At 72.8% G+C, this 24168-nt stretch carries 22 protein-coding genes and 2 pseudogenes; 11 read left to right on the top strand and 13 right to left on the bottom strand.

Annotation, left to right across the window (positions count from 1 at the left end; genetic code table 11):
* Positions 1-77: 77 nt before the first annotated feature.
* From QMZ92_RS01870 to QMZ92_RS01850, 5 genes and pseudogenes are all read right to left on the bottom strand, one after another.
* Positions 78-539 carry a MaoC family dehydratase gene (locus QMZ92_RS01870; protein WP_283295437.1) on the bottom strand — a complete coding sequence of 154 codons (462 nt, stop codon included), beginning with the start codon at positions 537-539 and terminating at the stop codon, positions 78-80.
* A 214-nt stretch (positions 540-753) separates the two neighbouring features.
* The gene (locus QMZ92_RS01865) at positions 754-1467 is read right to left on the bottom strand and encodes a YoaK family protein (protein WP_283295436.1); all 714 of its coding nucleotides are present in this window, start codon (positions 1465-1467) and stop codon (positions 754-756) included.
* A 191-nt stretch (positions 1468-1658) separates the two neighbouring features.
* Positions 1659-2404: pseudogene (locus QMZ92_RS01860) on the bottom strand (RNA ligase (ATP)); the annotation flags it as partial.
* Positions 2405-2549: 145 nt separating this feature from the next.
* Entirely contained in the window at positions 2550-3161 is a 612-nt protein-coding gene (locus tag QMZ92_RS01855; RefSeq protein ID WP_283295435.1) for a hypothetical protein, read from the bottom strand.
* A 638-nt stretch (positions 3162-3799) separates the two neighbouring features.
* Positions 3800-5050: an exo-beta-N-acetylmuramidase NamZ family protein gene (locus QMZ92_RS01850; RefSeq protein WP_283295434.1), complete on the bottom strand. Its 1251-nt coding sequence runs from the start codon at positions 5048-5050 to the stop codon at positions 3800-3802.
* Between the two features lie 167 nt (positions 5051-5217).
* Between QMZ92_RS01850 and QMZ92_RS01845 the strand changes: the two genes are divergently transcribed.
* From QMZ92_RS01845 to QMZ92_RS01835, 3 genes are all read left to right on the top strand, one after another.
* Positions 5218-5982 (top strand): SDR family oxidoreductase, encoded by a 765-nt coding sequence (locus QMZ92_RS01845; protein WP_283295433.1) that lies wholly within the window; start codon positions 5218-5220, stop codon positions 5980-5982.
* The gene (locus tag QMZ92_RS01840; protein ID WP_283295432.1) at positions 5979-7634 is read left to right on the top strand and encodes an AMP-binding protein; all 1656 of its coding nucleotides are present in this window, start codon (positions 5979-5981) and stop codon (positions 7632-7634) included. The genes QMZ92_RS01845 and QMZ92_RS01840 overlap by 4 nt, the downstream gene beginning before the upstream one ends.
* 69 nt (positions 7635-7703) lie before the next feature.
* Entirely contained in the window at positions 7704-8297 is a 594-nt protein-coding gene (locus QMZ92_RS01835) for a TetR/AcrR family transcriptional regulator (protein ID WP_283295431.1), read from the top strand.
* A 79-nt stretch (positions 8298-8376) separates the two neighbouring features.
* Here the strand turns inward: QMZ92_RS01835 and QMZ92_RS01830 are convergent, their stop codons facing one another.
* The 3 genes from QMZ92_RS01830 to QMZ92_RS01820 all read right to left on the bottom strand — a co-directional run bounded on the left by QMZ92_RS01830 (position 8377) and on the right by QMZ92_RS01820 (position 11715).
* Complete coding sequence (locus QMZ92_RS01830) at positions 8377-9591, bottom strand: acyl-CoA dehydrogenase family protein (protein ID WP_283295430.1); 1215 nt, start codon at positions 9589-9591, stop codon at positions 8377-8379.
* A 6-nt stretch (positions 9592-9597) separates the two neighbouring features.
* A complete protein-coding gene (locus tag QMZ92_RS01825; RefSeq protein ID WP_283295429.1) occupies positions 9598-10620 on the bottom strand; it encodes a phosphotransferase family protein in 1023 nt (340 codons plus the stop codon).
* A gap of 798 nt (positions 10621-11418) precedes the next feature.
* Positions 11419-11715 (bottom strand): hypothetical protein, encoded by a 297-nt coding sequence (locus QMZ92_RS01820; RefSeq protein WP_283295428.1) that lies wholly within the window; start codon positions 11713-11715, stop codon positions 11419-11421.
* Between the two features lie 190 nt (positions 11716-11905).
* Between QMZ92_RS01820 and QMZ92_RS01815 the strand changes: the two genes are divergently transcribed.
* Positions 11906-12844 (top strand): NADP-dependent oxidoreductase, encoded by a 939-nt coding sequence (locus QMZ92_RS01815; protein ID WP_283295427.1) that lies wholly within the window; start codon positions 11906-11908, stop codon positions 12842-12844.
* Positions 12845-12891: 47 nt separating this feature from the next.
* On the opposite strand, the gene QMZ92_RS01810 is transcribed toward QMZ92_RS01815, so the two are convergent.
* The 3 genes from QMZ92_RS01810 to QMZ92_RS01800 all read right to left on the bottom strand — a co-directional run bounded on the left by QMZ92_RS01810 (position 12892) and on the right by QMZ92_RS01800 (position 14230).
* Positions 12892-13209 carry a DUF202 domain-containing protein gene (locus QMZ92_RS01810; protein ID WP_283295426.1) on the bottom strand — a complete coding sequence of 106 codons (318 nt, stop codon included), beginning with the start codon at positions 13207-13209 and terminating at the stop codon, positions 12892-12894.
* Positions 13206-13595: a YidH family protein gene (locus QMZ92_RS01805; RefSeq protein ID WP_283295425.1), complete on the bottom strand. Its 390-nt coding sequence runs from the start codon at positions 13593-13595 to the stop codon at positions 13206-13208. The genes QMZ92_RS01810 and QMZ92_RS01805 overlap by 4 nt, the downstream gene beginning before the upstream one ends.
* Positions 13596-13675: 80 nt before the next feature.
* Positions 13676-14230, bottom strand: coding sequence for an NUDIX hydrolase (locus QMZ92_RS01800; protein ID WP_283295424.1), 555 nt, complete (start codon positions 14228-14230; stop codon positions 13676-13678).
* A gap of 151 nt (positions 14231-14381) precedes the next feature.
* On the opposite strand from QMZ92_RS01800, the gene QMZ92_RS01795 reads away from it, so the two are divergent.
* The 5 genes from QMZ92_RS01795 to QMZ92_RS01775 all read left to right on the top strand — a co-directional run bounded on the left by QMZ92_RS01795 (position 14382) and on the right by QMZ92_RS01775 (position 20394).
* On the top strand, positions 14382-16037 hold the full coding sequence (locus QMZ92_RS01795) for an FAD-binding dehydrogenase (protein WP_283295423.1): 1656 nt from the start codon (positions 14382-14384) through the stop codon (positions 16035-16037).
* Between the two features lie 258 nt (positions 16038-16295).
* Positions 16296-17252 (top strand): hypothetical protein, encoded by a 957-nt coding sequence (locus QMZ92_RS01790; RefSeq protein ID WP_283295422.1) that lies wholly within the window; start codon positions 16296-16298, stop codon positions 17250-17252.
* A 30-nt stretch (positions 17253-17282) separates the two neighbouring features.
* The gene (locus tag QMZ92_RS01785; protein WP_283295421.1) at positions 17283-18848 is read left to right on the top strand and encodes an APC family permease; all 1566 of its coding nucleotides are present in this window, start codon (positions 17283-17285) and stop codon (positions 18846-18848) included.
* 63 nt (positions 18849-18911) lie between these two features.
* Positions 18912-19787, top strand: a complete 876-nt coding sequence (locus QMZ92_RS01780) for a molybdopterin-dependent oxidoreductase (protein ID WP_283295420.1) — start codon at positions 18912-18914, stop codon at positions 19785-19787.
* Entirely contained in the window at positions 19729-20394 is a 666-nt protein-coding gene (locus QMZ92_RS01775; protein WP_283295419.1) for a cytochrome b/b6 domain-containing protein, read from the top strand. The genes QMZ92_RS01780 and QMZ92_RS01775 overlap by 59 nt, the downstream gene beginning before the upstream one ends.
* 27 nt (positions 20395-20421) lie before the next feature.
* On the opposite strand, the pseudogene QMZ92_RS01770 reads toward QMZ92_RS01775, so the two are convergent.
* Both QMZ92_RS01770 and QMZ92_RS01765 read right to left on the bottom strand, forming a co-directional pair.
* A pseudogene (locus tag QMZ92_RS01770) lies at positions 20422-21037 on the bottom strand (GntT/GntP/DsdX family permease); the annotation flags it as partial.
* 9 nt (positions 21038-21046) lie between these two features.
* The gene (locus tag QMZ92_RS01765) at positions 21047-21556 is read right to left on the bottom strand and encodes a gluconokinase (RefSeq protein WP_283295418.1); all 510 of its coding nucleotides are present in this window, start codon (positions 21554-21556) and stop codon (positions 21047-21049) included.
* A gap of 174 nt (positions 21557-21730) precedes the next feature.
* Here QMZ92_RS01765 and QMZ92_RS01760 point away from each other — a divergent pair, with 174 nt between their 5' ends.
* Together QMZ92_RS01760 and QMZ92_RS01755 are read left to right on the top strand one after the other, a co-directional pair.
* Positions 21731-22417: a FadR/GntR family transcriptional regulator gene (locus QMZ92_RS01760; protein ID WP_283295529.1), complete on the top strand. Its 687-nt coding sequence runs from the start codon at positions 21731-21733 to the stop codon at positions 22415-22417.
* Between the two features lie 244 nt (positions 22418-22661).
* The gene (locus tag QMZ92_RS01755; RefSeq protein WP_283295417.1) at positions 22662-24125 is read left to right on the top strand and encodes an amino acid permease; all 1464 of its coding nucleotides are present in this window, start codon (positions 22662-22664) and stop codon (positions 24123-24125) included.
* Positions 24126-24168: the final 43 nt, after the last annotated feature.

Below are 24168 nucleotides of genomic sequence, written 5' to 3'. Positions count from 1 at the left end.
CGGTCCGCCCGCGGAGGGCCCGCCCGTGACGCGGGAGGAGCCCCGTTGCCCGGCAGGAGCCGAAGGAGTCCCGTTGCTCAGAAGAAGTAGCGGGACACCGACTCGGCGACGCACACCGGCTTGTCGCCGCCCTCGCGTTCCACGGTGACGACGGCGGTCACCTGCACGCCGCCGCCCGCCTCCTCGACGCTCTTGAGGGTCGCGCTCGCCCGCAGTCGTGAGCCCACCGGGACGGGGGCGGGGAAACGGACCTTGTTGGTCCCGTAGTTGATGCCCATCCTCATGCCCTCGACCCGCATGATCTGCGGGACGAGCGCCGGTAGCAGCGAGAGCGTCAGATAGCCGTGCGCGATGGTCGTCCCGAACGGCCCGGCGGCCGCGCGCCCGGGGTCCACGTGGATCCACTGGTGGTCGCCGGTGGCCTCGGCGAAGAGGTCGATCCGCTTCTGGTCGACCTCCAGCCAGTCGCTGTGCCCCAACTGCTCGCCGACCCCGGCGGTCAGTTCCTCGGCGGACGTGAAGATCCTCGGCTCGGCCATGTCCCTGCCTCTCTCACCTTGTCCCTGCGCGCATCTAAGCGACTGCTTAGCATGGTCGGGTCGGCGGCGTCTGTCAACGGACGGCTGCGGGGCCGCACCCCGACCGCCGGGGCCGGGCGCGCCTCTCCGGGGCCCGCCGCGCCGAACCCGGGAACGCACCGGGCAACCCGAACGTGCGCGACGCTCTCGCCCACTGCGCCCGCGGGACGTGCCGTCAGCCGGCCTCGGACGTCCTCTCCCGCGGCACCAGGGCGAAGCTCAACGCGGTCGCCATCACGACCACCGCCGTGAACAGCAGGACCACGGCCGCGCTGAGCCGGCCGTCGTGCAGCAGCCACGCACCGGCCAGACCGCCGGCGAACATGGCCGCCACCGAGGCGGCCCGCCGGACCCGGTTGCCCGCGCCGGTCGCGATGCGGGCGTCCACCGCGAGCAGGGAACCTCCGATCAGCGCCGTGAACGCCCGGGTCATGACCGTCGTCGGCATGCCCGGCATCCCCACGCGGAGCGCGGAGACGTTCCGGGTGCCCATGGCCAGCGCCACCAGCCCGGTCACCATGTAGTGCCGCCCGGTGAGCGGTTCGCCGTTCCGCTCGATCCCCCAGGCCAACGCGGCGGCGACCGCCAGCACCACGCCCTCGGCGAGGAGCGCCTCCCGGAACCACCGGTGGCCCCGTACCTGCGACCTCGACTCGAACCGCGCGGAGAGCGCGGCCCCCACGGTGAACCCCGCCAGCGAGGCCAGGCACGGTGCGGTGGACAGTTCGGCCACTCCCGCCAGCGCGAACGACAGCAGCAGCATGGTGCCGGTCTGGACGGCTGTGAACACCGGCCCCAGCACGAGGAAGCTGACCGCCTCGACCATCCCCGTCGTCAGCGTGAGCGCCACCATCGCTCCCGTCAGGAAGGGTCCCTGTTTCACCGGCACCCGCCGAGTCTCCGCCCGCCCCGCTTCGGCCGGGACCCATTGCGCCGACCGTGGGCCCGGACCGCGGCGTACGGTGCGGCGGTGCGGGCGGACGAACTCCCGGGCCGGGGCGCACGCCCCCGTACGCCCCCGGAGGGGCAGGGGCGCACGGCGGCACGCACCCCCGTGGCGGGCCACCGTGCGCCGGACGGTCACTCGTACTCGGTGCCGCCCTTGCGGGTGGGACAGGCCGCGCTGACGCACTTGGCGATCGCCCTGCCGCCCACCGCCGGGCTCCAGCGCTCGGTCACGGGCCGGACGACGACCCCCTCGCGCAGATGGAGCTCCTCGCCCGAGACCGTCTCCCGGCCGCTCGCCGGCTCGAGCACCGTGTCCGGTGCGAACGGTCCTTCGTACAGGCGTGGCACCAGGGGGAGTTCCCCTCCAGCAGCCGCGCTGCGTCCAGCCAGTGGACCCGTCCGTCGATCTCGGCCGACACGTCGAACACCGCGAAGCCGAGTCCGGCGGAGCGGACGTTCGCGCCGTACGACAGGTCCTGCACCCCTGCTCCGTAGACCTCGCCGAAGACGCCGACCCTCGTCGCCCCCAGCCGGGCGGCGAGCCTCGCCGCCGCCTCGGGTACCGCGTGGCCGCGCACCGCGCGCCAGTGGAGGTTGCGCGGGTCCTCCTCGAGCGCAAGGCCCTTCGCGGCGAACCCCTTGGACGACACCATCACCCTGCCCGAAGGCTCTCCGGGCGGGACGGAGGCCCCGCCGTCCCCGGCGACGTAGGTCACCAGGCACGCGGTCCCGTGGAGTCTCTCGGTGACGACGACGGGCTCGCCGGGCGCGAAGACGTCCGGGTGACGCTGCAGGTTCTCGATGTCGGTCCAGGGCAGCAGATCGGGTGCCGGCTCCACGTCGCCGCTCATCGTGTGCGGGATCGGCGGCGACCACTTCCCCTGGGGGCCGTCCGGGAACACCGCGGGCCCCGTCCGGGCGGTCGAGGAGGGCGCGCCCGCTTCGGGATCCGGGCCGGCGCACGGCGGGTGACGCGGGGGCGGGGCCGTCCCGTGGACCCGGCCCGCCCCTCGCGCCGTCGCCCTACGCCACCGACGCCAGCTGCCTGCCGGGTGCCTCCTTGGCGGCCCTCAGCGCCTCGTGCGTCAGCACGGGCCGGGGCACCACGATCCCGCAGCGCGAGCACACCGGGCCGAACCAGGGCTCCTGGTCCAGGTCGTGACGCCAGACGATCCGGCGTTCCGCGCACACCGGGCAGACCGCCGAGGGAGCCGCCTCCAGCGCGGTGATCAGACGGCGCAGCACATCGGCGAGCGGATCCGTCGGGTGCACCCGGGGGTCGTCGCACCGGGCGATGCCGTTGCCGCCCCAGGTACGCCGGTGCCAGTCGTCGAAGGCCCCCGGCCGCCGCAGACCGTCGTGCTTCTCGCGCCTGCGCCGTGCCGCGAAGTCCCTTTCGTACGCGAGCCACACGGCCCGCGCCTCCTCCAGTTCGTCGAGCGCGGCCACCAGCCGCGCCGGATCGGGATCCCTGTCGTCGGGCTCGATCCCGTGCCTGGAACACAGATGGTCCCAGGTCGCCCGGTGCCCGTAGGGGGCGAACCTCTCCAGGCACTTGCGCAGTGAGTAGCGCCTCAGCGCCAGATCGCACCGCGGGTCGCGCACCTGTCTCGCAAGACTCCGGAATCCGGCCATCGCACTGCCACCTCCGTCGCTCGAACAGCGTCGCTGGTACTTCCGCGTCAAGGAATGGACGTACGAGTACCCCGTCCGGCTCCCTCGAACATCCGTACAGCGAGATATGCGTGGCGATTCGGAAAGACCGGCCTACCGGCGCAGCGAACCGGCCGCGGTGGTCCGGGGGAGACGGATGGCCACGTCACAGCGGCGGGCGGGCCGTGCCAGGAGGCGCCGGATGCCTCCCGCGGCCGGGTGTTCGCGATGGACGGCGTCGGGCGGCGCGAGCCTCGACCGGCCCCGCCTCGCGGCGCCTCGGAGGGAGCGCGGGTCCGGGTGGTGGCCGTACGGGGGCCACCCGGGCCAGGGTGCGCCCGTGCGTGCGCGCCGGCCGGGCCGGGGCCCGAGGCGTGAACGCCAGCACCGGTTCGCCCGGTTCACGGGGCCCGTGGGCGCAGAACGAACCCCGTCCGACGGCCGTTCCTGCGATCACGCGGTCACCGCCCGGAGCGTCCCGCACGAAGGTGCCCTGAAGTCGTGGGTCTTGACGGCGTCCGGCCGATTCACGGCCCACAAGCGGAGACTCCCGGACGAGTCCGCGATCCCGGGGTGCCGGAGGGCCCGCGGGCCCTCCTCCGCAGCGGGGCCGACCCGCCTCACCGGTACAGCAGATACCCCCGTCGCACCGCGCGGAACGCGGCCAGGTCCTGCTGCCACGCCCCGACGACCTCGTCCGTCCCGGCGCCCGCGTCGACCATCGTGCGTACCCGCGCGGAACCGGTGAGCTTGTCGATCCAGTTGTCGGGCCGCCAGGCGAAGCCGCTCCAGCTGCGCTTCGCCGTCACCAGCAGCCCGATGCCGGTGCGGACCGGGTCGAACGCCTCGCGGTCGTGCACATGGAGCTGCACTCCGCCCACCGTCTTGCCCTGGAACTTGGAGAAGGTCGGTGCGAAGTAGGCCTCGCGGAAGCGCACCCCGGGCAGATCCAGCGCGTTGGCCGCCGCCGCCCACGCCCGGTCGATGCCCTCCGCGCCGAGCAGTTCGAACGGGCGGGTGGTCCCTCGCCCCTCCGACAGGTTGGTGCCCTCGAAGAGGCAGGTGCCGGAGTAGACGAGCGCGGTCTCCGGCGTCGGCATGTTGGGGCTCGGCGGCACCCAGGGCAGCTCCGTGGCGTCGAAGAAGTCCTCCCGCCGCCATCCCGACATCCGCACCACGTCCAACTCCGCCGGCGCGGTCAGGAACTCGCCGTTGAACAGCCGGGCCAGTTCGGCGACGGTCATCCCGTGCGCCTGGGCGATCGGCTCACGGCCGACGAAGGTGGCGAACGCCTTGTCCAGGACCGGTCCGAGGGCCGCGCGCCCCGTCACCGGATTGGGCCGGTCCAGCACGACGAACCGCTTCCCGGCCAGGGCCGCCGCCACCATGCAGTCGTACAGCGTCCAGATGTAGGTGTAGAAGCGGGCCCCGGCGTCCTGGATGTCGAACACGACCGTGTCCACGCCGGACGCGGTGAAGACGTCGGCGAGCGGCTGCCCGCTCTTCAGGTACGTGTCGTAGACCGGGAGTCCGGTCGCGGGGTCGTCGTAGCGGCCCTCGGAGCCGCCGGCCTGGGCGGTGCCGCGGAAGCCGTGCTCCGGCCCGAAGACGGCGACCAAATCCACCCGGTCGTCCGCGTGCATCACGTCGACGACATGACGGGTGTCGCGGGTGATGCCGGTGGGATTGGTGACGACGCCGACCCGCTCTCCGGACAACCGGCGGTAGCCGTCGGCGGCGAGCCGCTCGAAGCCGGTGCGCACCCGGCTCCGCCCGCCGTGCGCCGTCGCGGGCGCGGCGGCGGAGGCGGTCGCGGCCAGGGCGCCGGCGGCGCCTCCCGCGGCCAGCAGACCCCGTCTGGACAGGCTCATCCCACTACCTCCGTGATAGCTGCGACTGTCATGGTCATGCACGCTAGCGCGGGCTCGGGGTGCGGGGAACGCTCCCCGCGCGACGTTCGCCACGGCCCTCTTCCGCGTACACATACCGACTGGTTAGTCTGCCGTTCTGAGTGAGCCGCGACGGAGAGGCAGGTCCGATGAGTACGGTGCAGGGCGCGAACGTGGTGGTCACCGGCGCGGGCGGCGGCATCGGCGCCGCGCTCGCCCGCCGATTCGCGGCGGAGGGCGCACGCGTCGTCGTCAACGACATCGACCCCGGCAGAACCAAGGCCGTCGCGGACGAGATCGGCGCTCTCGCCGTCCCCGGTGACGCCTCCACCGTCGTCGAGGAGGCCGGGGAAGCGCTCGGCGGCACCGTCGACGTCTACTGCGCCAACGCCGGACTCGCCTCGCCCGGCGACGCCCTCGCCGACGAGGAGGTCTGGGCCTCCGCCTGGGACGTGAACGTGATGGCGCACGTCCGCGCCGTGCGCACGCTTCTTCCCGGCTGGCTGGAGCGCGGCAGCGGCCGGTTCGTCTCCACCGTGTCCGCCGCCGGACTCCTCACGATGATCGGCGCGGCCCCGTACAGCGTCACCAAGCACGGAGCGCTCGCCTTCGCCGAGTGGCTGTCACTGACGTACCGTCACCGCGGCCTGAAGGTGCACGCGATATGCCCGCAGGGCGTCCGCACGGACATGCTGACCGCGGCGGGTTCGGCGGGAGAACTGGTCCTCGCCCCCAGCGCCATCGAGCCCGAGGACGTCGCCGACGCCCTGTTCGAGGGCATCGAGACGGACCGTTTCCTCATCCTGCCGCACCCCGAGGTCGCCGGTTACCACCAGGCCCGCGCCGCCGACCCCGAGCGCTGGCTGGGCACCATGAACCACATCCAGCAGAAGTGGGAGGGCACCGCCCGGTGACCGCCTCCCCCTACGCGGCCCGGCCCTGGCTCTCGCAGCTGACCGACGCCCAGCGGGCCCCCGTGCACCCGCCCGCGAGCGTCGTGCACTCCTTCCGCGCCGCGGTCGGACGCGCCCCGGACCGCACGGCCCTCGCGTACTTCGACGGACGCCTCAGCTACCGCGAGACCGACGCGCTCTCCGACTCGGTCGCCGGCCGTCTCGCCGCCCGGGGAGTGGCCCCCGGCGACCGGGTCGCCCTGATGCTGCAGAACACCCCCCAGTTCGTCCTCGCCCTGCTCGGCGCGTGGAAGGCCGGGGCGACCGTCGTCCCGCTGAACCCCATGTACAAGTCGGCCGAGGTCGCCCATGCCCTGGAGGACTCGGGCGCGACGGTGCTGATCTGCTCCGACCGCGCCTGGGAGACGCATCTGCGCGACACCGCCGCGGCCACCCCCGTCCGGTTCGCCGTCACCGCCTGCGAGCTGGACCTCCAGACGCGCGACGACGACCGCGTCCTCGGCTTCGAGCGGCTGCCGGCGCCCCACGACACCGACGACCTCGTCACCGTCGCCCGCGCCGGGCTCGCCGCGCCCGAGGGCCGGGACCCGGCCGCCACCGACGTGGCCCTCATCAGCTACACCTCCGGCACCAGCGGCCGGCCGAAGGGCGCCATGAACCTGCACGGCGGCATCACCTTCAACGCCGAGCGCCAGCGCACCGGCCACCCCGTCCCCGAAGGCGCCTGCTACTTCGCCCTGGCACCGCTCTTCCACATCACGGGCATGGTGTGCGAACTGGCGGCCTGCGTGGCCAACGCGGGCACCCTCGCGCTCGCGTACCGCTTCGACGCGGGCGTCGTCCTCGACGCCTTCCTCGAACACCGGCCCGCCTACACCGTCGGCCCCTCCACCGCCTTCATGGCGCTGGCCGCCCATCCCGGCGCCGGCCCCGACCACTTCGCGTCCTTCGCCGTCGTCTCCTCCGGGGGCGCGCCCGTACCGCCCGCCCTGGTGGAGAAGTTCCGCGCGGGCTTCGGGCCCTACATCCGCAACGGCTACGGGCTCACCGAGTGCACGGCGCCCTGCGCCTCGGTGCCTCCCGAGAAGGAGGCCCCGGTCGACCCCGCCTCCGGCACCCTCTCCGTCGGCGTCCCCGGGCCGGACACCGTCGTACGGATCCTCGACGACAACGGCGACGAGGTCCCCCTCGGCGAGCACGGCGAGATCGCCGTCCGCGGACCGCAGGTCGTGCCCGGCTACTGGCGGCTGCCCGAGGCCACCGCGGCCGGCTTCCCCGACGGCGAGCTGCGCACCGGGGACATCGGCTTCATGGACGCCGACGGCTGGCTCTACGTGGTCGACCGCAAGAAGGACATGATCAACGCCTCGGGCTTCAAGGTCTGGCCGCGCGAGGTCGAGGACGTCCTCCACACCCACCCGGCCGTCCGGGAGGCGGCCGTCGTCGGCGTGCCGCACGCCTACCGTGGCGAGACCGTCAAGGCGTACGTCAGCCTCCTGCCCGGTACGTCCGTCGGCCCCGACGAACTCGCCGGATACTGCGCCGACCGCCTCGCCGCGTACAAGTACCCGCGACAGGTGGAGATCCTGGACGAGCTCCCGAAGACGACTAGTGGGAAGATCCTCAGGCGGGAACTGCGTTCCCGCACCTGAGACAGCGCCGCGCCCCGGCCACGAGAGGCGGTGGCGCACGGCGACCGAGCGGAAGGGCGGGTGGCGGCAATGGCCAGGACGACGGACGGGAACGGCACCCCCGTCCCCCAGAGGCTGCTGGCCGCCGCAACCCGGCTCTTCGCCGAGCAGGGCTACGACCGCACGTCCGTCCAGGAGATCGTCGAGGCGGCGGGCGTCACCAAGGGCGCCCTTTACCACTACTTCGGGTCCAAGGAGGACCTGCTCCAGGAGGTCTACTCCCGGGTCCTCAGACTCCAGCAGGAGCGCCTGGACGCCTTCGCGGAGGCGGACGCCCCCGTCGGCGAACGGCTGCGGTCGGCGGCCGCCGACGTCGTCGTCACCACCATCGAGAACCTCGACGACGCCTCGATCTTCTTCCGTTCGATGCACCATCTCAGCCCGGAGAAGAACAAGCAGGTCCGCGCCGAGCGCCGGCGCTACCACGAGCGGTTCCGCGCACTCATCGAGGAGGGGCAGGAGAGCGGGGTGTTCTCCGACGCGACCCCCGCCGACCTGGTGGTGGACTACCACTTCGGCTCCGTGCACCACCTGTCCACCTGGTACCGCCCCGACGGCCCGCTCAGCCCGCAGCAGGTCGCCGACCACCTCGCGGACCTGCTGCTCAGGGCACTGCGTCCCTGACGCCCCCCGCGGGTGCGGTCGGCGTGGGGCGCCGGAGGGCCGGAACCCTCCGGCGGCCACCGCCGGAGGTACGTCCCCGCTACCGGTACTTCTTCAGCTCGCGCCGCGCCAGCGACCGCTGGTGCACCTCGTCCGGGCCGTCCGCCAGCTGCAGCGTCCGCGCCGCCGCCCACAGCTCGGCCAGCGGGAAGTCCTGGCTCACCCCGCCCGCGCCGTGCACCTGGACAGCCCTGTCCAGGACGTCCACGACCGCACGCGGTGTGGCGATCTTGATCGCCTGGATCTCGGTGTGGGCACCGCGGTTGCCGACCGTGTCCATCAGCCAGGCGGTCTTCAGCACCAGGAGCCGCAGCTGCTCCACGGTGACCCGGGCGTCGGCGATCCAGTTCTGCACGACGCCCTGCTGGGCGATCGGCTTGCCGAAGGCCGTACGGGACACGGCCCGCCGGCACATCAGCTCGATCGCCCGCTCGGCCATGCCGATCAGCCGCATGCAGTGGTGGATGCGGCCCGGTCCGAGGCGCGCCTGGGCGATCGCGAAGCCGCCGCCCTCCTCGCCGACCAGATTCGACACCGGTACCCGTACGTCGTCGAACACGACCTCGGCGTGGCCCCCGTGGGAGTGGTCCTCGAAGCCGTACACCCGCATCGCCCTGCGCACCTCCACACCGGGGGTGTCGCGCGGGACGAGGAGCATCGACTGCTGGCGCCGGATGTCCGCGCCCTCCGGGTCGGTCTTGCCCATCACGATGAAGATCCGGCAGTCGGGGTTCATCGCCCCGGAGATGTACCACTTGCGGCCGTTGACGACGTACTCGTCGCCCCGGCGCTCGATCCGGGTCTCGATGTTCGTCGCGTCCGACGACGCCACCTCGGGCTCGGTCATGGCGAAGGCGGAGCGGATGTCGGCGGCCAGCAGTGGCTCTAGCCACTGCTTCTTCTGCTCCTCGGTGCCGAACTGGGCCAGCACCTCCATGTTGCCGGTGTCCGGCGCCGCGCAGTTCAGCGCGATCGGTGCCAGGTGGGGGCTGCGGCCGGTGATTTCGGCGAGCGGCGCGTACTGGAGGTTCGTCAGCCCGGCGCCGTGTTCGGAGTCGGGCAGGAAGAGGTTCCACAGTCCCTGCCGGCGTGCCTCCGCCTTGAGCTCCTCCATCACCGCCGGGGTGTCCCACGGCGAGGCGAGCTTCGCGCGCTGCTCCTGCTCGACCGGCTCCGCCGGGTACACGTACTCGTCCATGAAGGCGAGCAGCCTCGCCCGCAGCTCCTCGGTACGGGCGTCGAATGCGAAGTCCATGGGTGGTCAGCCTTCCTGAAGGGTGGTGAGGCCGTGCTCGATGAACAGGGGGACGAGTTCGCCGATCCGGTCGAAGCCGGCGCCGACGGTCTGGCCGAGGGTGTAGCGGTAGTGGATGCCCTCCAGGATCACGGCGAGCTTGAACCAGGCGAACGCCGTGTACCAGGAGACGGCGGAGGTGTCCCGGCCGGAGCGGGCCGCGTAGCGCTCGACCAGCTCCTCGGCGTCCGGATGGCCGGCCGCCCCGGCCGTGGTGCTGACGGGGGAGTCCGGCAGCTCCAGCTTCCGGCTGTACATCACCAGCAGCCCGAGGTCGGTGAGCGGGTCGCCGAGCGTGGACATCTCCCAGTCGAGGACGGCCTTGACCCGGTCGTCCTCGCCCACCAGCACGTTGTCGAGGCGGTAGTCGCCGTGGACGACGGTGGGCGCGGGGGAGTGCGGCAGGGCGCGGCCGAGGGCGGCGTGCAGTTCGTCGATGCCCGCGAGGTCGCGGCCCCGGGAGGCGGCGAGCTGCTTGCCCCAGCGGCGCAGCTGACGGTCGAGGAAGCCCTCCGGGCGGCCGAAGTCGCCCAGCCCCACGGCCTCCGGGTCCACGGCGTGCAGATCGACGAGGGTGTCGACGAGGCCGAGGACGGCCTCTCGGGTGCGCTCGGGGCCGAGCGGCGCGAGCTGCTCCGCCGTGCGGTACGGAGTGCCCTCGACGAACTCCATGACGTAGAAGGGCGCGCCGAGCACGTCCTCGTCCTCGCACAGCAGCAGCGGCTCCGGCACCGGGACGGCCGTCGGGTGCAGCGCGCTGATGACCCGGTGCTCGCGCTTCATGTCGTGGGCGGTGGCGAGCACATGGCCGAGGGGCGGGCGCCGGACGATCCACCGACCTACGCCGTCGGTGACGGCGTAGGTGAGGTTCGAACGGCCGCCCTGGATCAGCCGGGCCTCGAGCGGTCCGTTCACCAGGCCCGGCCGCGCGCGGTCGAGATGCACCCGCAGCTTGTCGGGGTCGAGGCCCGGGGGGTGGACTGAGCTCATCGGGGTACCTCCGGTGGGGCGGCAGATCGGGTGCGCTCATGATGACCGACCAGTCGGTATGTCGTCCAGGGCGAGGCGGCGCCAGTGCGTGAACCCGACTCCCGGGCCTGGTCGTACGAACGCGTCCGTGAACGCCGTTCATCCATGGGTGATACGCCGCTCATCGCCGAGGCCCGGCCGGCGCCGCCCCGGCCGGCCCGCCGGTCACCCGGTGCGTCCTCCCCTCCTCCACATCGAGGCCGGTCACCGACATGGACAGCCCCGGTGCGTGCGGTGCGTGTGGTCGTGTCGGGACGCCCCGCCCGGCCGCTCGCCGAGGGTCCCGTCGGGGCGTTCGGTCACGGATCTGAACGGCCGGTGCGTCCCGACGGGTCAGGTGTGCGGTGCCTCACGGGCCGTCGGTGAGCAGGTCGACGCGGGCGGACCGCAGGGGTGCGGAGACGGCGGGGAGAGCCCCGGTTCCCGATCGTCCGCGCCGTCGAGGCCGCGTGCCTCGACGCGCTCGGCGAGGCATGCGGACCGTGTACGTCGTGGGCCGCCGGATCGGCCGCCCTCGGCCGGGGCAGCCGCGTCGGCGCCGAGGGGCGGAACGGCCCGGGCGTGTGGGGCGAAGCGCTCGGCGAGGCCGTCGGGGCGAGCGGTCTTCCGCCCCCACGGGCCGGTCCCGGTGAACACCGCGCCGCGCTCCGGGAGGCGGGAGGGCATGTCACCCCGGTCCGCGGTACGGGAGACGCCGGGCGCCGGGGGCGGATCAGCCCCAGGTGGCGCCGGGCCGGGGCCAGGCGGGTCGGGGTCGCGTCAGTGGTCGTCCCAGTGCCCGTCGTGGGCCGCGTGCCGGTGCCCGTTGTGGACGTAGTCGACGTGGTCGCCGTGCCGGACCGACACGTGTCCGCAGCCCTGCCCGTGCTGATGGGGGTGGTCGGCGTGGGTGTGGTGCCCGCCCGGTTCGCACTCGTCCCAGTGGCCCTGGTGCGAGCGGTGCATGTGGCCGTCGTGCGCGTAGTCGATGTGATCGCCGTGCACGATCTCGGTGTGCCCGCAACCCGGGCCGTGGGCGTGCTCGTGGGTGGGGTGTTCCTGGTGGAGAACGGTCATGCTGCTCACCTTCGGGGTCGATCGGGCGGCGATGGTCCGGTGACCATCCGGCCGGCACCACGCTAGTCCGGAAAGTCTGTTTGTTCTGTTTTCTTCGATCGCACCGCGAGTTTCCCGCCCGCGAGCCCCGAGCCGCGAGCCACGGCGCTCCGGCTTGCGGAACGCATGCGCGCGCCGGAGTGTCGGACGTATGAAGGCGATCAGCTACCGCCGCTACGGCGGCCCCGAGGTCCTGGAGTGCGGTGAGCGCCCGATGCCCAAGGTCGGCCCGGACTCCGTCCTGGTCAAGGTGCGCGCGGCGGCCGTCAACCCGGTCGACTGGAAGTGCCGCGAGGGCCATCTGGATCCGGTCCTCGACGCGGTCTTCCCGGTCGTCCCGGGCTGGGACCTCTCCGGTGTCGTCGTCAGGCCGGGGGCGTCGGTCCCCGAATTCTCCGAGGGCGAGGAGGTCATCGGGTACGTCCGTGAGGACTTCCTGTCGCGAGGCACCTTCGCCGAGTACGTCGCGGCCCCGGTCCGCACCCTCGCCCGCAAGCCGCGCAATCTGAGCTTCGAGGAGGCGGCCGGGCTGCCGCTGGCCGGACTCACCGCCTACCAGGTGATCACCCAGGGGCTGGGCGGCGTCACGCACGGCGACACGGTCCTGATCCATGCGGCGGGCGGCGGGGTGGGATCGATCGCGGTCCAGTTGGCGCGGCACTTCGGCGCGCGGGTGATCGGCACCGGGAGCGAACCGTCCCACGAGTACCTGCGCGACCTGGGCGCCGAGCCGGTGGCGTACGGCGAGGGGCTGGCCGATCGGGTACGGGCCCTGGCGCCGGACGGGGTGAGCGCGGTCTTCGACTGCGTGGGGGGAGAGGCCCTGGCGCTGTCCGCCCCGCTGCTCGCCGAGGGCGGCAGGATCGCCTCCATCGCCGATCACGCCGTGACCGCGCTGGGCGGGCGCTACGTGTTCGTACGGCCCAACACCGCCGACCTCTACCGGCTCAGCGAACTCGCCGAGGAGGAGGTCGTCTCCGTCCATGTGGCGCGGGTCCTCCCGCTGGAGCGGACGGCCGAGGCGCACCGGCTCAGCCAGGAAGGCCACACCCGCGGCAAGATCGTCGTCACCGTCGCGGACGCCTCCTGACGGCAGGGACGCCCCGCCCCTCGCCGGCCGCTTCCCGCAGGCGCCCCTCACCAGACGATGGCGACGGCGAACACGGCGAGTGCGAGCGTGCAGGCGGTCGCCGCGACCGCCTGGCCGAAGGGCATCACACCCGGAGGCCGCCCCAGGGCCATGGCCCGGATGCGCCGGTGCGCCACCGCGAGGAATCCGAGCCACACCGCCGCGCTCAACGCGAACGAGACGCCATCGCCCGCCGTCACCGTGCCGTGGCGCACCACCTGACGGACCGCGAGCACCGCCGCGACCGTGAACGCCAGCGTCGTACGTCGCCAGGCCAGCCGGGTCCGCTCCGGCTGGAGCCCCGGATCGCGCGTGAGGGCGCTCATCCCCGCCCCGAGGCCACGACCAGCACCATGGTGACCGAGACGGCGCCCACGACCAGGGCCAGCAGGGAGGGGAAGCGGGACAGCGGCAGGTCCTCGCCGCGCCGCATCGCCAGCTCGCAGCGCACCCAGTGGTGTACCGCGCGGAACGCGCACAGCACCCCCGTCCCGATCAGTGCGAGCGACAGCCCCACGCGAATCCCCCACCGCAGGTCGGGCAGGAACTGGTCGACGGCGAAACCCCCCGCGATGAGTGCGAGCGCGGTCCGGATCCAGGCGAGGAACGTGCGCTCGTTGGCGAGCGAGAACCGGTAGTCCGGGGTCTCGCCCTCCTCCTGGATCCGCTGCGGCGCGAACCACAACCGCAGGCTCCGTACGAAGTCGCTCACGCGCCGCACCCTACCCGCGCGGCAGGGCGACACCCCGTCCGGCGGGGCCATGCCGCAGTGGCGCCGCCGGACGGGGGCGCTCAGCGCTCCCGCTCCTGTCGCAGCCGCTCGTACGCCGCGAGCCCGTCCGGGACCCACTCCCACTCGTCGAGCCGCGCCTCCAGCTCGGACTCGAGCAGGAACCGGTGCCAGGCGACCTCCTCCGCCTGCGGACGCACAGGGAGTTCGCAGCGCACCTCGTAGACGGCCGACCACCAGGTGTGCCAGACCGGCTCGGGTCCGCCGGCCGGCGCCGGCACGGACGCCTCGTAGAGGAACTTGAAGAGCGGGACCGGACGCGGCAGCCCACGGACGCCCAGCTCCTCCTCGGCCTCGCGCAGCGCCGCGTCGTCGTACGATTCGCCCGCGCCGACGACACCGCCGACGAACATGTCGTACAGGGACGGGAAGACGAGCTTCGTCGCTGTGCGGCGGTGCACGAAGACCCGTCCCTCCGCGTCCCGCGCGAGGACGAACACGGCGCGGTGCCGCAGGCCGCGCGCATAGGCCTCGCCGCGCGGCGCCCGGCCCACGACCTCGTCGTTCTCGTCGACGATGTCCAGGATCTCCTCGGAGGGATGCGCAGAGGTGCTCATGGCGCCATCCAACCAGCCGGGGGAGCGGACGCCAGGGCCACCGCCGCTTTCCCCGGTGGGAAGTGTTGACGAGTTACTGCCGCGTACAGAAGATCGGAGCCACCGCACTGGGTGGCGCCGCCGGGCGCCCGCTCCGAGAGGGACACCAACCATGGCGTACGACGCTGATGTCATCGTGATCGGGGCAGGACTGGCGGGTCTCGTGGCCACCGCCGAACTCGTCGACGCCGGGCGGAAGGTCATCCTGCTCGACCAGGAGCCGGAGCAGTCGTTCGGCGGGCAGGCACACTGGTCGTTCGGCGGCCTCTTCCTGGTCGACTCGCCGGAGCAGCGGCGGATGCGCATCAAGGACAGCCACGACCTGGCGTTGCAGGACTGGTTCGGCACGGCCGGGTTCGACCGCGACGAGGACCACTGGCCGCGTCGCTGGGCGGAGGCCTACGTCGACTTCGCCGCCGGTGAGAAGCGGCCCTGGCTGCATGCCCAGGGCGTCAGGTTCTTCCCGGTCGTCGGCTGGGCCGAGCGCGGTGGCTACGACGCGAACGGGCACGGCAACTCGGTACCCCGGTTCCACATCACCTGGGGGACCGGGCCCGGCATCATCGAGCCGTTCGAGCGCCGGGTGCGGGAAGGCGTCGCCCGCGGACTGGTCGAACTGCGCTTCCGCCACCGGGTGACGGGGCTCGCCCGTACCTCGGGCGCCCTCGACACCGTCACCGGCGAGATCCTGGAGCCGTCCGGCGTGGAGCGGGGCGAGGCGAGCAGCCGCGAGGTCACCGGCTCGTTCGAACTCCGCGCCCAGGCCGTCGTCGTCACCTCCGGCGGCATCGGCGGCAACCACGACCTCGTACGCGCCCAGTGGCCCGAGCGGCTCGGCACCCCGCCCGGGAAGATGCTCTCCGGCGTCCCGGCCCACGTCGACGGACTGATGCTCGGCATCGCCGAGTCGGCCGGCGCCCGCCACATCAACCGCGACCGCATGTGGCACTACACCGAGGGCATCGAGAACTGGAACCCCATCTGGGCCCGGCACGGCATCCGCATCCTGCCCGGCCCGTCCTCGCTCTGGCTGGACGCGCGCGGACGGCGACTCCCCGTCCCGCTGTTCCCGGGCTTCGACACGCTCGGGACGCTGGAGCACATCACCCGGTCCGGCCACGACCACACCTGGTTCGTGCTCGACCAGCGCATCATCGGCAAGGAGTTCGCCCTCTCCGGCAGCGAGCAGAACCCCGACCTCACCGGCCGCTCCGTCCGCGGGGTCGTCGGCCGGGCGCGGGCCGGAGTGCCGGGTCCCGTCAGGGCGTTCATGGACAACGGGGCCGACTTCGTGGTCGAGAAGGACCTGACGGCGCTGGTGCGCGGGATGAACGCGCTCACCGAGGAACCCCTCATCGACGAGGCGGCGCTGCGCCGCGAGATCATCGCCCGGGACCGGGAGATCGCCAACCCCTTCACCAAGGACCTCCAGGTCACGGCCATCCGCGGCGCCCGCAAGTACCTCGGCGACAGGCTTATCCGCACCGCGTCCCCACACCGCATCCTCGACCCCGGCGCCGGTCCCCTCATCGCCGTGCGGCTCAACATCCTCACCCGGAAGTCGCTCGGGGGCCTGGAGACGGACCTCTCGTCCCGGGTCCTCGCCGACGGCGGCGAGCCCCTGCCGGGTCTGTACGCGGCGGGCGAGGCGGCCGGGTTCGGCGGCGGCGGCGTGCACGGCTACCGCTCCCTCGAGGGCACCTTCCTCGGCGGCTGCATCTTCTCGGGGCGCGCGGCGGGCAGGGCGGCGGCGAAGGCGGTGTCGTGACCGGGGACGCGTGGGCGTGGCGCCGGTGGGACATGACGGGTGGCCGGGGCGGGGTTGTGCGGAGGCGGCCTGAGGGCATCTCCGCAGGACAGCGGCCCTGACCAACCCGCTTGTACGCGGGGCGGGTCGACCTGTCCCAGGTGGCGCGGATGGGCAGCGGCGGGGTTGCGGAAGGTCCGGCCTTGACGGGGAGCCTTCCCTGCCGCTTTGCTGAGCGCGATCATTCGCTCACAGTCTGATGTGAAAGTAGCAACGCGGATGCCCCCACCTCCGCCTCCGCTCGGCCGCCGCCGTCGCGCCGGGCGCTCCGGCCGGTCCTTCGACGCCGCGCTCGACGACACCGAACTCACATCGGCGCGCGCACAGTTGACCCAGGGCCGGTGGAGCGCGGTGCGGTCGCTGCTCACGGCGACCGGTGACGACTGGGACCGCCGGGGCCATCGGCTCGTCGTCCTCGGCGAGCCGCCGTCGAGCGCCGCCTGGGCGCGCGACTGGCTCCTGGCGGAGCCCGACAGCGCCGACGCCGCAGTGCTGCTCGCCTGCGCCGAGGTCCGGGCCGCTCTGCGCGGCAAGGAACGGCCGGAGTCCGCCAGGGCCGCCTGCCTCGTGGCGGCGGGGCTCGCGCCCCGGGACCCGACTCCGTGGCTCGCCCAGTTACTCCTCGCCCGCACCCTGGGCACCGAGGAGGAGGTCGTCCGTCTCTTCGACGAGGTACGGGTCCGTCACCCCGAGCACCACCACGCGCACCACCTGATGGCCGCCCGGCTCGCCGAACGCCGTGCCGGCGCCGGGCAGGACCCGCTCCACGAGGTGTACGACTTCGCGTCCTGGGCGGCCGAGCAGGCCCCGGCCGACTCCCCCCTCGCGGTCCTGCCCGTCGTCGCGCACGCCGAGCGGTACCGGGTGCTGGCGGCGGCCGGCCGCGAGCCGGCCGACCCCCTCGCCTCCGGCCACTGGACCGGCCGGCGGGCCCGCCTGGTGATGAAGGCGGCCTTCGACTGGTGGCTGGAGTGGGAGGGCGAGGACCACCCGCGCAACCGTCTCGACCTCAACTTCCTCGCCCACGCAAAGTACTGCGAGGGACGCTCCGCCGAGGCGGCCGCCCTGTTCCACCGCATCGGGCCGCACGCCACCCCAGACCCCTGGTCCTACCCGGACCGGGACCCGCACCACGCCTTCCAGACCGCGCGCGACGCCGCGCTCGGCTCCGTCTGAACCGCCCATCCCCGAAGGGACCGCCCCGCCATGCCGCCGGCCAGTTCGAGCACCAGCACGAGCGCCACCAGCACGAGCGAGATCAATACCTACAAGGGCCAGGAACGGGCGCTGCGCGCCGGCCGGCTCGGGACCGCGGGCCTGCTGCTCTCGGTCCTCGCGGCCAGCGCACCGTTGATGGTGGTGGCCGGGGTCATGCCCACCGTCTACGGCGTGATGGGCATCGTGGGCCAGCCCCTGCTGTACGTCGTCCTCGGCGTCGTCCTGATGCTGTTCAGCGTCGGCTACGCCGAGATGAGCCGCCACGTCCACAACGCGGGCGCCTTCTACGCCTACATAGCCCGCGGCCTCGGCCCCACCTCGGGCGCCGGGGCCGCGCTCGTCGCCCTCGTCGCGTACAGCGCGATGCAGGTCGGCATCTACGGCATCCTCGGCTTCGAGGTCTCGGGGCTGCTCGCCGCCCACCTCGACGTGACCGTCGCCTGGTGGGTGCCCGCGCTCGCCGCCGCCGCCGTCGTCGCCGTCCTGGGCTGGCTGAAGATCGACCTCAACGCCAGGGTGCTCGGCGTTCTCCTGGTGGTCGAGTGCGCCCTCGTCGTCGTCTTCGACGTCGCCGCCGTCGCCGACCCCGGCCCCGAGGGGCTCTCCCTGAGCGCCTTCGACCCCGGCACCCTCGCCGGCGCGGGTCTCGGCACCGCCCTCTGCTTCTGCATCGCGGCGTTCGTCGGCTTCGAGCAGTCCCCGGTGTACGCGGAGGAGACCAGCCGTCCCCAGGTCGTCGTCTCACGCGTGATGTTCCTCGCCGTCGGCTACGCCGCGCTGTTCCTCGCGCTCAGCGCGTGGGCGCTCACCGTCGCCACCGGACCCGGCGCCGTCACCCGCGAGGCGGCCGAACAGGGCCCCGGCCTGCTGTTCTCCCTCACCCGCAGCCGGCTCGGCGCCACCTTCACCGATGTGCTGCACGTCCTCTTCCTGACCGGCATGTTCGCGGCGCTGCTCAGCTTCCACAACGTCGTCGCTCGGTACGCGTTCGCCATGGGCAGGGAGGGCCTGCTGCCCGCCGGCTTCGGCCGGACGAGCCGCGCGAGCGGCGCCCCCGCCACCGGATCGGTGCTCCAGTCCGTCGTCTCCGTCGCGGTGATCGCCGCCTTCGCCGCCACCGACGCCATGCCCGCGGGCGACCCGACCACTCCGGTGCTGCGCCTGTTCACCTGGATGGGCAACATCGGGGCCCTCGGGGTGATCCTGCTGATGGCGGCTGCCTCCTTCGCCGTGATCGCCTTCTTCGTCCGCCGCGGCGCCGCCGGCCCGCTGGCCTGGCGGCTCGTCTGCTCCGGGCTCGCGGGACTCGCTCTCCTCGCGATCGCCGTCTACACGGTGAAGGACTTCGACGTCCTGATCGGCGCCGGCCCCGGTTCCGCGCTGAGCTGGGTCCTGCCCGGCATCATCGGCGGCTCCCTGGTCGGGGGGCTGGTCTACGGCGTGGTCCTGAAGTCCGTACGGCCCGAGGTGCACGCCCGGATCGGGCTCGGCAACGAGGCCTTCCGGCTGGAGCAGGCCGCCGGGACGGAGCCGGCGCCCGGCGCCCAGGTGTGACGGAATTCTGACGGATGCCCGCGGCCGCTGGATCCCGGCGGCCGCGGGTGCTCGAATCCAAGGGTGAACGAAACCACCCCGCCCCCGGGTCCGGCGCCCTCCGACCCGCCGTCGCCGGCCCCGGGCACCCCCGCGGAGCCGGGCACGCCCACCGCCCCGGGCGCGTCGGCTGCCCCGGAGCCGGAGCCGGAGCCGGAGCCGGAGCCGGAGCCGGAGCCGGACCGGGACCCGGACTCGGAGGGTGCGCCCGTCGGCCGGCGCACGGTCCTCACGGTGCTCGGCCTCGGCGCCGCCGGCGTCGCCGCCGCGCCCTGGCTCCAGCGCGGCCTTGACGCCGTCCTCGGGTCGGTCGCCGACAAGGACCCGACCAAGCTCACCGGCCTGCTGCCGGGCGGCGGCGGCTTCCGCTACTACTCGGTCGCCGCGTCCGTGCCCCGCAGGACGGCCGCCGACTACCGGCTCACCGTCGGCGGACTGGTCGAGCGCCCCGCCGGGTTCACCCTCGCCGCCCTGCGCAGGCTGCCGCAGACCCGCCTCGTGCGCGACGTCCAGTGCGTGACGGGCTGGCGCGTCCCCGACACCCCGTTCGAGGGCGTCCGGCTGTCGGAACTGCTGGACGCCGTCGGCGTGCGGCCGGAGGCCCGGGCGGTCCGGTTCACCTGCTTCGACGGCGCGTACAGCGAGAGCCTGACCCTCGACCAGGCCCGCCGCTCCGACGTCCTCGTCTGCCTGCGGATGCAGGACGAACCGCTCTCCCACGCGCACGGCGGCCCGGTACGGCTGTACGTCGCGCCCATGTACTTCTACAAGTCCGCGAAATGGCTCTCCGGGATCTCCCTGACCCGTGACGTGCGCCCCGGGTACTGGGAGGAGCGAGGCTATGACATCGACGCCTGGGTCGGCCGGTCGAACGGCCGCGACGACGCCCCCACCGCCTGAACCCTCCGCCCGCGTCAGGAGGTTCGGCACCGCCGAGCGCCTGGTGCACCGCGCCACGGCTGCGCTGATGCTGCTGTGCGTCACCACGGCCGCCTGTCTCTACGTGCCCGCGCTCGCCGAACTCGTCGGCCGGCGCGCACTCGTGGTGACCCTGCACGAGTGGTCGGGGCTGCTGCTCCCGGTGCCGTTCCTGCTGGGTCTGGGCTCCCGCGCGTTCCGGAAGGACCTGCGGCGGCTGAACCGCTTCGGGCCGCACGACCGCACCTGGCTGCGGGCCGCGCTCCGCCGCCGGCGGGGTCCCGGGGAGCGCCCTGCCGGGAAGTTCAACGCCGGGCAGAAGCTGTACGCGGCGTGGATCGCGGGCGCGGTGCTGGTGATGCTGGGCACGGGGCTGCTGATGTGGTTCACGCATCTCGCCCCGCTGGTCTGGCGCAACGGCGCGACGTTCGTCCACGACTGGCTGGCGCTCACCATCGGAGTCGTGCTGATCGGGCACGTCAGGATGGCGCTCGCCGACCCGGAGGCACGCCGTGGCATGCGTTCCGGGTCGGTCGAGCGCCGGTGGGCCCGCCGGGAGCACCCGCTGTGGGACCCCGACCGGGACTGACCGCGGCTACGGCACGAGGGACAGCAGCAGCACGAGGACGATGCCGACGACCGGGATGACGGTCTCCATCACCGACCAGGGGTTCACCGTCCGGCCGACGTTCATCCCGAAGTACTCCTCCACCAGCCTCACGGAGAGTCCGGCGAGGGCCGGGATGCCGATCCGCATCAGCGAGTTGTTGCCGCGCCTGGCGAGCATCAGCACCACGGGGATCAGCAGGACGATGCCGACCTCGAAGAACAGGGGCAGGCCGACGACCGAGCCGATCAGGACCATCGCCCACGGCATCGCCCTGCCGCCGGCCCTCGCGGGGATCGTGTCGACGATCCGGTCCGCGCCGCCGGAGTCGGCGAGCAGCTTGCCGAGGATCGCTCCCGGCGGGATCAGCACGCCGACACCGGCGACGGTGGTGCCCGGTCCGGTGGTGAACGACACGATGGTCTTGTCCGGCGGAGCGCCGGCGAAGGGCACAGCACTGGTGAGCCGGTGGTCAGCGCCAGGAAGGCGTGCAGTGCGAGCGGGTGATGAGCACGACGATGACGGCGATGCCGGCGAGTACCGCCATGCCGAGTTGTGCGTCGCCCGCCGCGGACATCGGTTCGGTGGCGTCCGCTGCCGGCATCTCGACGCTGGGACGGGTCACGGTGTTTCGTTAGTCCTCGAGCCGGCGCAGCGCGGTGACGGCCCGCTCGGTGATTTCCTGGGGGGAGCCGGAGACGTCGACGGCGACGCCGGCCTCGTCGCCCTGCAGTGGCTGCACGGTGGCGAACTGCGAGTCGAGCAGCGCGGTGGGCATGAAGTGGCCCTTGCGCTCGGCCATTCGGCGTTCGATCAGCGCGCGGTCGCCGGTCAGATGGAGGAACTCGACGTCCGGTGCGGCGGTCCGCAGCCGGTCCCGATAGGTCCGCTTGAGCGCGGAGCAACTGACGACACCGCCGAGCCCGGCCCTGCCGTGCGCCCAGCGGCCGATGGCGTCCAGCCAGGGCCCGCGGTCGGCGTCGTCCAGCGGGATGCCGGCGGACATCTTGGCGATGTTGCCCGCGGGATGGAAGTCGTCGCCCTCGGCGTAGGGAACGCCCAGTGCCTCGGCGAGCAGGGGACCGATGGTGGTCTTGCCGGTCCCTGCCACGCCCATCACCACGACGACGTGGGGGGTGCTCATAGCTGCCTCGCTGTCCTCGTCGACATCGGCCCGGACGTCGGTCGGACGCCGGGCCGTGCGCTACTGAAACCCATCAAGTGCGACGTGCGTATTCAAGACTCGGAGATGTGAACGTCATACTTTCTCGCCGGATGTGTCCCCGAACCCTCGGGTCATGACCGCAGAGGGCCACGGCTGCACGTGCACGTTCTGGACAGCCTCGGCCTGGCGATCACCGCGGGCGAGTACCCGCCCGCCGGCGTGTTGCGTACGGACGCGGTGGCCCAGCGCTTCGACGTCTCGCGCACCGTGGTCCGTGCAGTGGTCCGGGTCCTGGAGTCGATGCGCCTCGTCGAGTCCCGGCGGCGCGTCGGGGTGACCGTCCGGCCGGCCGACGAGTGGAACGTCTACGATCCGCGCGTCATCCGCTGGCGGCTCGCCGGCGCCGACCGGCCCCGCCGGTTGCGCTCGTTGACCGTGCTCCGCTCCGCGATCGAGCCGGTCGCCGCGGGGCTCGCCGCCCGCCATGCCACCGCCGAGCAGTGCGCCGCGCTCACCGAGTGCGCCCTCGGCATGGTCGCCGCCTCCCGCGGCCATCAGCCGGAGGGTCACCTCAAGCACGAATTCGCGTTCCACCGGATCGTGCCCAACGCCTCCGGCAACGAGATGTTCGCCCGCCTCGGCGACGTCGTGGCCGAGGCGCTCACCGGACGCACCCACCACCAGGTGATGTTCGAGGACCCGGACCCGGACCCGGCCGCCGTCACCCTCCATGTCCAGGTCGCCGAAGCCGTTCGCGAAGGCGACGCCGAGCATGCCGAACGGCTGACCCGGGAGATCGCCGCCGGGGCCCTCCAGGAGCTGGACGTGCTCGCTCCATGAGGCGGCCCGCCACGCCTCGATGAGGCGGCGCACCCGTGAATCACCTTGTCGAACCTCTGAAGTACCTCAGATTTATGCCTGAGTTGGGTTGGTGGCTGTCAATATCCCAGGATTACCATGATCATGTGGTGTCGGGCCGTCTGCGCCCGCCCTGCCTTGCCGCGGCGACCCACCTCCGCACCGCAGGAAGGCCGCCGGAGTAGTTCCGGTACCGCACACCCCCCTCACGAAGGCGAACACCTGCATGAGTGACCGCACCATGACTGCGGCCGATACGCCCGTCGCCGGCACCCCGGCCACCGGCGTCCCCCACGTGGACGCCGGAGACGCCGGGTACCGCAAGGACCTCAAGTCGCGGCACATCAACATGATCGCCATCGGCGGTGCCATCGGTACGGGCCTCTTCCTCGGCGCGGGTGGCCGGATGGCCGGCGCCGGCCCGTCGCTCTTCATCGCGTACGCACTCTGCGGCGTCTTCGCGTTCCTCGTCGTCCGCGCGCTCGGCGAGCTGGTCCTCTACCGGCCCTCCTCCGGCGCCTTCGTCTCCTACGCCCGTGAGTTCATGGGCGAGAAGGGCGCCTACACCGCGGGCTGGCTGTACTTCCTCAACTGGTCGACGACCGCCATCGCGGACATCACCGCGGCCGCGGTGTTCGCCCACTACTGGTCGGCGTTCAGCGGCGTCCCGCAGTGGGTGCTCGCGCTGATCGCCCTCGCCGTCGTCCTCACCGCCAACCTGATCTCGGTGAAGTACTTCGGCGAGATGGAGTTCTGGTTCGCGATCATCAAGGTCGGCGCACTGGTGCTCTTCATGCTCATCGGCATCTTCCTCGTCGTCACCCAGCACGACGTCGGCGGCCACACCCCTGGCCTGTCCACCATCACGGACAACGGCGGCATCTTCCCGAGCGGCGTCATGCCCATGCTGCTGCTCATCCAGGGCGTCGTCTTCGCCTACGCCTCCGTCGAGCTGTGCGGCGTCGCCGCCGGTGAGACCGAGAACCCCGAGAAGGTCATGCCGAAGGCGATCAACTCGATCATGTGGCGCGTCGCCCTGTTCTACGTCGGCTCCGTGGTGCTGCTCTCCCTGCTGCTGCCGTACACGGCCTTCACCGGCGACCAGAGCCCCTTCGTCACGGTCCTCAACAAGCTCGGCATCCCCGGCGCCGCGAGCATCATGAACCTCGTCGTGCTCACCGCCGCGCTGTCCAGCCTGAACTCCGGCCTCTACTCCACCGGCCGGATCCTCCGCTCGATGTCGATCTCGGGTTCCGCACCGAGGTTCACCGGCGTGATGAACAAGGGCGGCGTCCCCTACGGCGGCATCCTGCTCACCGCGGGCTTCGGCATCCTCGGCGTCTTCCTGAACTACGTGATGCCCGGCGACGCCTTCGAACTGGTGCTGAACTTCGCCTCGATCGGCATCATCGGTACCTGGGGCATGATCATGGTCTGCTCGCTGCTCTTCGTGAACCGCTCCAGGGAAGGCCGGCTCGCCCGCCCGGCATACCGGCTGCCATGGGCCCCCTGGACGCAGATCGTCACGCTGGTCTTCCTCGCCTCCGTCCTGGTCCTGATGTGGATGGACGGCGGGATCAGCCGCACCACCGTCAACTGCCTGCCGCTGATCGCGCTCGCCCTCGTCGGCGGCTGGTTCACGGTCCGCAACCGGGTCCGGCGCATCGCCGCAGAGCGCCGGTCCGTCTGACTTTTCCGGCCGCCGCGCGCCGCACCACCCGGACGAGGTCCCC

Source organism: Streptomyces sp. HNM0645 (genome assembly GCF_030056615.1).
GTDB classification, from domain to species: domain Bacteria; phylum Actinomycetota; class Actinomycetes; order Streptomycetales; family Streptomycetaceae; genus Streptomyces; species Streptomyces marianii.
This window is presented reverse-complemented; position numbering and strand designations above follow the sequence as displayed.